We start from the raw sequence: 7653 nt of genomic DNA, 5'->3' as shown, positions 1-7653 counted from the left end.
AAAAGAAAAGCGACATTATGTTCATCGAGGGAAAGAACCGTTTTGGGAGGGGCTTGAGACTTTTCTCATGGAGACGTTTGACTACGACCCTGCGGTGCATCGACTGGTCATTAATGGGGATGGAGCCACCTGGATCACCAGTTGTCGAGATTATTTTCAAGGGCGAGCCTTCTTTACGATTGATCGTTTCCATGTAGCACGTGATATTAGAAGATTGTTCAAAGGTCATCGGCGTTATCGGGCTATGCAGAAAGCCCTCGCAAAGTACGATGGAGAAACCCTCATGATAGAGCTAAACAGTGCAGTGGGAACGCTTGAGACAGAAGCGAAAGAAGAGCGTTTAGAGGCGCTGATTCATCAGCTTGAGCAATACCCTGAAGCATTGGGAGATTATAGAGAATGGCTGAAAGATCAAGGAATTGATCCGACAGGGTTCCGTCCAATGGGAAGTGCCGAGGGAACGATGAGTGTCTTTGCGAAGCGTCTAAAAAATGGACGAAGTTGGGTTGAAAAAGGTGCTAGTGCCATGATGACAGCGATGGTTGCGTTGATGGATAAAATTCCGCTCAAAACACTGATTGGTCGCGTTGAAAAATGGACAGAACCAAAAGAAGAACGTCCTCCAAAGTATTTTGTGGAGAAGGTAGAAAGTACAATTGGCGAAGCGACACGTAACAACGTCATGTATCTCAAACAAAGAGCGAATATTCCAGTGTATCGAGCACTGAAAGACTTGAAAGGCTTTTAAAAACCATAAGATTCTAGACAGAGGAGAACCATAAATTCATAAATTCGCTTACACTCATGAGGATGGAAAATACTCCTCCCACAAAAGGTTGACACAATCTGTCCATTGGCGTTTGTTGCCTGTATGCGGCGAATTTGGTATCATGAGAATATTGTAGACCGTACGAAAATTCTCCGGAGGTGTGGGACGTGTCACGAATTTCGATGGAACAAGTCAAGCATGTGGCTCATTTAGCCCGTTTGGCGATTACGGAAGAAGAAGCGAAGCTGTTTACTGAACAATTAGGAGACATCATTCAGTTTGCTGAGCAGCTTAATGAGCTAGATACAGAAGGGGTTGAGCCAACCTCACACGTGCTCGATATGAAAAATGTTTTACGTGAGGACAAGCCAGAAAAAGGCTTACCAGTGGAAGACGTACTAAAAAATGCACCGGACCATGAAGATGGACAAATTCGTGTACCATCAGTCTTGGAATAGTTGGGGGGAACGAGCTTCATGTCGCTATTCGATTTAAAATTAAAAGATGTACATACAAAGCTACACGAAAAAGAGATTTCTGTTTCTGACCTTGTGGATGAGGCGTACAAGCGAATCGAGCAAGTCGATGGGCAAGTGGAAGCCTTTTTGGCGTTAAATGAAGAAAAGGCGCGTGCTTACGCAAAAGAATTGGATGCCGCTCTCGATCGCTCCGAAGCAAGGGGATTGCTGTTCGGGATTCCTATTGGCGTTAAGGATAACATTGTGACGAAAAATTTACGCACGACGTGCTCTAGTCGCATTTTAGGGAATTTTGATCCAATTTACGATGCAACGGTCGTACATAAATTGCGCGAGGCTCAAGCAGTTACGATTGGAAAGTTAAATATGGACGAGTTTGCTATGGGTTCTTCCACGGAAAACTCCGCCTTCCAAAAAACGAAAAACCCTTGGAATCTTGAGTATGTTCCTGGTGGCTCGAGCGGGGGTTCCGCTGCGGCTGTAGCGGCTGGCGAAGTGCCATTCACTCTCGGCTCGGATACAGGTGGCTCGATCCGTCAACCCGCGGCATACTGCGGAGTTGTCGGATTAAAGCCGACGTATGGCCGCGTATCGCGGTATGGTCTTGTTGCTTTTGCGTCGTCCCTTGATCAAATTGGACCGATTACGCGTAATGTTGAAGATAACGCGTATCTCCTTCAAGCGATTTCTGGACATGACCCAATGGATTCCACGTCTGCGAACTTGGACGTGCCTGACTATTTATCCGCTCTTACGGGTGACATTAAAGGACTTAAGATCGCTGTTCCGAAAGAGTACCTTGGCGAAGGTGTAAAGGAAGAAGTGAAGCAATCGGTTTTAGACGCATTAAAAGTGCTGGAAGGTCTAGGGGCGACATGGGAAGAAGTGTCTCTTCCTCATTCAAAGTATGCGCTAGCGACCTACTATTTATTGGCGTCTTCAGAGGCTTCCGCTAACCTTGCCCGATTTGATGGTGTTCGTTACGGTTTCCGCAGCGACAATGCTGATAACTTACTGGACATGTACAAGCAAACACGTGCAGAAGGATTCGGTGACGAGGTGAAGCGCCGGATTATGCTCGGTACGTTCGCGCTTAGCTCTGGTTACTATGATGCGTATTACAAAAAGGCGCAACAAGTGCGCACACTCATCAAACAAGACTTTGAAAAGGTGTTCGAGCAATACGATGTGATCATTGGACCGACGACGCCGACCCCAGCGTTTAAAATTGGTGAGAAAACCGATGATCCATTAACGATGTACGCAAACGACATTTTAACGATCCCGGTCAACCTTGCAGGTGTTCCTGCAATTTCGGTGCCGTGTGGATTTGACAATGGCTTGCCGCTAGGCTTACAAATCATCGGAAAGCATTTTGATGAAGGTAGCGTGTACCGAGTGGCTCATGCCTTTGAACAAGCAACGGACTATCATACGAAGCGACCAACGCTGTAAGGGGTGAAAGCAGATGAACTTTGAAACGGTGATTGGACTTGAAGTCCACGTAGAATTAAAAACGGAATCTAAAATTTTCTCGGCTAGCCCGAACCATTTCGGTGCAGAGCCGAACGCCAACACGAGTGTCATTGATTTAGGCTATCCAGGTGTCTTGCCTGTCTTGAATAAAGCAGCGGTGGAGTTTGCGATGAAGGCTGCGATGGCGCTTAACTGTGAGGTTGCGACCGATACGAAATTTGACCGGAAAAACTACTTCTATCCAGACAATCCGAAGGCGTACCAAATTTCTCAGTTTGACAAGCCGATCGGTGAAAATGGTTGGATTGAAATTGAAGTAGATGGAACGAAAAAGAAAATCGGCATTACGCGCCTGCATTTAGAAGAGGATGCAGGGAAACTAACCCATAGTGGCAACGGCTATTCACTCGTTGACTTTAACCGCCAAGGGACTCCACTTATTGAGATCGTCTCAGAGCCGGATATCCGCACGCCACAAGAGGCGTATGCGTACTTAGAAAAGCTTAAATCGATCATTCAATATACAGGTGTTTCCGATTGTAAGATGGAGGAAGGCTCGCTCCGTTGTGATGCGAACATTTCCTTACGTCCGGTTGGTCAAGAAGAATTCGGAACGAAAACAGAGCTTAAAAACTTAAATTCATTCAACTTTGTGCGCAAAGGCTTGGAATACGAAGAAAAACGGCAGGCGCAAGTGCTTCTCTCTGGTGGAGAGATTTTACAAGAGACGCGTCGTTATGACGAAGCTGCTAATAAAACAGTGCTCATGCGGGTCAAGGAAGGCTCTGATGACTATCGTTACTTCCCTGAGCCAGACTTAGTGGCCCTTCATATTGATGATGAATGGAAAGCGCGCATCCGCTCTGAAATTCCTGAACTGCCAGATGCACGGAAGAAGCGGTATGTGGAGGAGCTTGGACTACCAGCATATGACGCGATGGTGCTTACGTTAACGAAAGAGATGTCCGATTTCTTTGAAGAGACGATCATGAAAGGTGCCGATCCGAAGCTTGCGTCAAACTGGCTAATGGGAGAGGTTTCGGGCTACTTAAATGCTGAGCAAAAAGAGCTAGATGAAGTGGCACTGACACCTGACGGACTGGCAAAAATGATTCAATTGATTGAAAAAGGAACCATTTCCTCAAAAATCGCGAAAAAAGTGTTTAAAGATTTAATTGAAAAAGGCGGCGATCCAGAGGAGATTGTCAAAGCAAAAGGGCTTGTGCAAATTTCGGACGAAGGCGAGCTACGCAAGTATGTTGTTGAAGTACTCGATAACAACCAGCAATCAATCGATGATTTCAAAAACGGAAAAGACCGTGCAATTGGCTTCCTTGTCGGTCAAATCATGAAAGCGACAAAAGGAAAAGCGAATCCGCCAATGGTCAACAAGCTATTGCTAGAAGAAATCAACAAACGCTAACGTAGGGAGGCTGTCATCTAAGGTCATTTGTATGACTTCACGGTGACAGCTTTCTTATTGAGACAAATGAAAAAGGTGGTAGAAAGTCTAGTATGTTCTTTTTTATTAGCAGTTTGCTCGTGGTGATTTTTGCTTTTTTAACACCTGTCTCTTTTTTCTTCCCAGTTGTTGCAATCGTAGGTGCCATTATCGGTATTTATCGGATTCGAAAAAAACCGAAGACAACGCTCTTAAAGATGGCAGCGTTTATTTTCGTGTTAGGATTAATGGCTGCCATTTTAAATATGGTTTATTATGGCTTACCGATCATTGGCGATGTTGACATGATTGGTCAACCTTGACTGAAAGAAATCTTGAAATTAACTTCCCCTTTCTTTACGATGATAAGTGGTAGGATTTTCATAAAACAGCTTAGAATGTCATGATCATAAAGTCTTCCTATACAATTCATGCGGGAGGGAGTTAGTCAAATGACAAAGGAGCAAGCAGTGTTAAGCGGGTTTTCCTTTATTGGTCGTACGGCACGAACGACGAATGAAGCCGAAATGAAAGGGGAAGGTGTGATCTCGTCACAATGGGATGCGTTCTACAAAGAGCCGTTTGTAGATCGAATTCCGCAGCAAAAAGAGGAAGCGATCATCGCCTTGTATACAGACTATGAATCGGATGAAACAGGCGAGTACACTTTTGCCATTGGAGCGAAGGTACAAGATGAAGCGGAGGCACCTGAAGGCTTATCGAAAGTGACCGTCCCTGAAGCGACATACGTAAAGTTTACGAGCCGGAAGGGACCGATGGATCAGGTCGTCATGGAAGCATGGCAAGAAATTTGGGAGTGGTCGAAAGCAAATCCGAATAAACGGGCGTTCATAGCTGATTTTGAAGTGTATGATGAGCGAGCACAGGATCCGCAAAATGGGCAAGTTGATATTTACATTTCGGTGGTTTAATAGAATCCAAGGAGAGAGCGATTCCCGCTCTCTTTTTTATAGTGGTTTAAAGGGTGGATCGCAGTTTTTTAGGTTTAAATATAGAAAGTATTAATCTAGAGATGCTTGAGCTGGTGATTCAACCTCATCTAAAATACGTAAAAGCTGTCTTATACAATAATACTGTAAAGTGGTTATTTGTCTATTAAATAACAACCCGCCTCCTTCTAGTCGCTACGTTTTTAAGACAACATTATTCATTTTTTAAAATCATTTGTCACAAACCACCTCCTTTTGTCGTCATGAGTAGTGAAAGAACAAAAGGAGGTTTTCATGATGACGAAACATTGGGATGTTGTCATTGTAGGTGGTGGGTTAGCAGGGTATGTAGCCGCCCTTTTTTTAGCGAAGGCGAACGTGTCGGTTTTACTCGTGGAGAAAGGAAAACGAGTGGGGGGAAGGGCAAGGACCGACGTGATAAAGGAGCACTATTTTAATTTAGGCCCCCACGCTCTCTATAAGCAAGGAAAAGCAAAGCCAATCTTGGATGAGCTAGGAGTCATGATACAAGGGAATTCGCCAAAGTTAGGCGGTCTCCTCATCGAAGGGGATAAAGATCATATCGCTCCGTTCTCACCTATCGGAATTGCGACGACGACGTTTTTAAATTGGCGAGAACGGAAGGAATGGCTGGCGTTTATGGCGAAGCTACCAACCATTCGATTGGAATCAATTGATGATGAGGAAACGTTTCAGCAATGGCTTATGCGCAACACAACATCACGAAAGGTGCAGTCACTTGTTTACACTCTTGCAAGACTGTCCACTTATTGTCACGCCCCTGAATATGTAAGTGCTAAGGTGGTTGTTGCCCATTTAAAGGCATCTACCGGTGGCGTTCTCTATTTAGATGGCGGTTGGCAGTCGATGATTGATCAATTGCATAATCAAGCGGTAGTGGCTGGAGTTCACATTCGAACTCAGGCGCAAGTCAAACAAATCGTGGCTGAAAAGGATCGTCTGTTTACGCTCACTCTTGCAAACGGAGAAGCGATCACGAGCAAAAAGGTCGTTTATACGGCCAATCCGAAGGAGCTTCCTGACATGTTGCAAGGAGAGACGCTGGAACCAACCTTTTTTGATCGCCTGAGGCCTGTAACTGGAGCCGCCCTCGATGTAGCGTTGACAACGTTACCGAATCCGAAGCGACTGTTTGCTCTCGGTACCGATCAGCCGCTTTATTATTCGGTCCATTCCAACTACGCGAAGCTTTCGAAAACGAGAGAGAGTGTGGTGTTACACGTCTTCAAATACAGCCATCCAGATGAACTTATTGATCGGGATGAGGTGAAGGCGGAGCTGGAGCAATTTCTAGAGCGAGTGCAACCAGGCTGGCGCTCGCATTTGATCACGAGACGATGCTTACCCCACATTACTGTCAATCATCGTTTGCCACAAGTGGGTGATGAAAAGGAGCTGACACAGCTAGAAACGAGTGTGTCTGGTCTATATTTGGCAGGAGATTGGGCGTCCCCTGATTCGGTATTAGCCGATGCAGCAGTAAGTAGCGGTAAACGAGTCGCGCTTGAAATAACCGAGAAAGAAAGGTGATCACGTGCAAATTAGCAATGAAGACTACGAGCAGCTGAAGCCGTTGTTGTTTTCTTTAGGCTATCGTCTCCTCGGATCTGTAACCGATGCGGAGGACCTTGTACAGGAAACGTTTTTGCGTGCTTACCAAGCGGAAGAGCGGGAAATCAACAATAAAAAAGCGTACTTGTGCAAAATGATGACGAATCGCTGCCTAGACGTATTAAAATCAGCTAGGAGAAAGCGGGAGCAATACGTCGGCCCATGGCTGCCGGAACCCCTTCTAATAACAAGCGATGATCCGAGTGAAGCGATTTTACAAAAGGAGGGGCTGAGCATGGCGTATTTGCGGATGATGGAGCATTTAACTCCACATGAGCGAGCCGTGTTCCTGTTGCGAGAAGTATTCACCTTTTCTTATAGAGAAATTGCCTCCATGATGGAAAAGAAAGAAGACAACTGTCGTAAGCTCTATAGCCGCGCGAAGGAAAAACTTTCGGCCGTAAAGGGGGAGAGTCTCCATTATGAAAATAACCGCTCGGTCGTGGATCGCTTTATTCACTCGTTCCAAACGGAGGATCAAGGCGATTTATTAGAGTTGCTCTCTGACCATGTGACACTTTATACGGATGGTGGGGGTAAGGTACGAGCTGCCCTCCGACCGATCTACACGAAAGACCATGTGGCGGCTTTTCTATTTGGAATTGCCAAAAAGCGACCGAATGATTTTTATGTAGAAGTAAAAAACGTGAACGGCCAACCAGCACTCATTAGTTATGCTGACAGTGAGCTATACAACGTCATTTGCTTTTATATAGAGTCTCGGAATAAATAACAATTTTCCGGGTGAAATGAACCAAAATTACTGGAAATTGGATTGGAATGGCCTGCACACTCATTATTTTCATTGTATTTTCAAAAATGTGCATGACAAAGAAACCTATTGCCATTATTTTTTTAAAAATTGACTAGGCGGCTTTAGGAAAG

The 7653-nt window shown here is 45.2% G+C and carries 8 protein-coding genes; all 8 read left to right on the top strand.

The features are described 5' to 3' along the window. A partial coding sequence (locus E2L07_RS17200; RefSeq protein WP_208401999.1) for a UPF0236 family transposase-like protein occupies positions 1 to 748 on the top strand: 748 nt, incomplete at its 5' end. 188 nt (positions 749 to 936) lie between these two features. Next, a complete protein-coding gene (gatC, locus tag E2L07_RS17195; protein WP_010896841.1) occupies positions 937 to 1227 on the top strand; it encodes an Asp-tRNA(Asn)/Glu-tRNA(Gln) amidotransferase subunit GatC in 291 nt (96 codons plus the stop codon). A gap of 18 nt (positions 1228 to 1245) precedes the next feature. Further along, a complete protein-coding gene (gene gatA / locus E2L07_RS17190) occupies positions 1246 to 2703 on the top strand; it encodes an Asp-tRNA(Asn)/Glu-tRNA(Gln) amidotransferase subunit GatA (protein WP_010896842.1) in 1458 nt (485 codons plus the stop codon). Between the two features lie 13 nt (positions 2704 to 2716). Then, a complete protein-coding gene (gatB, locus tag E2L07_RS17185) occupies positions 2717 to 4147 on the top strand; it encodes an Asp-tRNA(Asn)/Glu-tRNA(Gln) amidotransferase subunit GatB (RefSeq protein WP_053432427.1) in 1431 nt (476 codons plus the stop codon). Between the two features lie 92 nt (positions 4148 to 4239). After that, positions 4240 to 4488: a hypothetical protein gene (locus tag E2L07_RS17180; protein ID WP_053432428.1), complete on the top strand. Its 249-nt coding sequence runs from the start codon at positions 4240 to 4242 to the stop codon at positions 4486 to 4488. Positions 4489 to 4617: 129 nt separating this feature from the next. Then, complete coding sequence (locus tag E2L07_RS17175; RefSeq protein ID WP_053432429.1) at positions 4618 to 5097, top strand: GyrI-like domain-containing protein; 480 nt, start codon at positions 4618 to 4620, stop codon at positions 5095 to 5097. Between the two features lie 312 nt (positions 5098 to 5409). After that, a complete protein-coding gene (locus E2L07_RS17170; RefSeq protein ID WP_233443876.1) occupies positions 5410 to 6687 on the top strand; it encodes a phytoene desaturase family protein in 1278 nt (425 codons plus the stop codon). Positions 6688 to 6691: 4 nt separating this feature from the next. After that, complete coding sequence (locus E2L07_RS17165) at positions 6692 to 7501, top strand: RNA polymerase sigma-70 factor (RefSeq protein WP_134230171.1); 810 nt, start codon at positions 6692 to 6694, stop codon at positions 7499 to 7501. Positions 7502 to 7653: the final 152 nt, after the last annotated feature.

Origin of the sequence: Halalkalibacterium halodurans (assembly GCF_004376175.1) — a bacterium.
GTDB classification, from domain to species: domain Bacteria; phylum Bacillota; class Bacilli; order Bacillales; family Bacillaceae_D; genus Halalkalibacterium; species Halalkalibacterium halodurans.
This window is presented reverse-complemented; position numbering and strand designations above follow the sequence as displayed.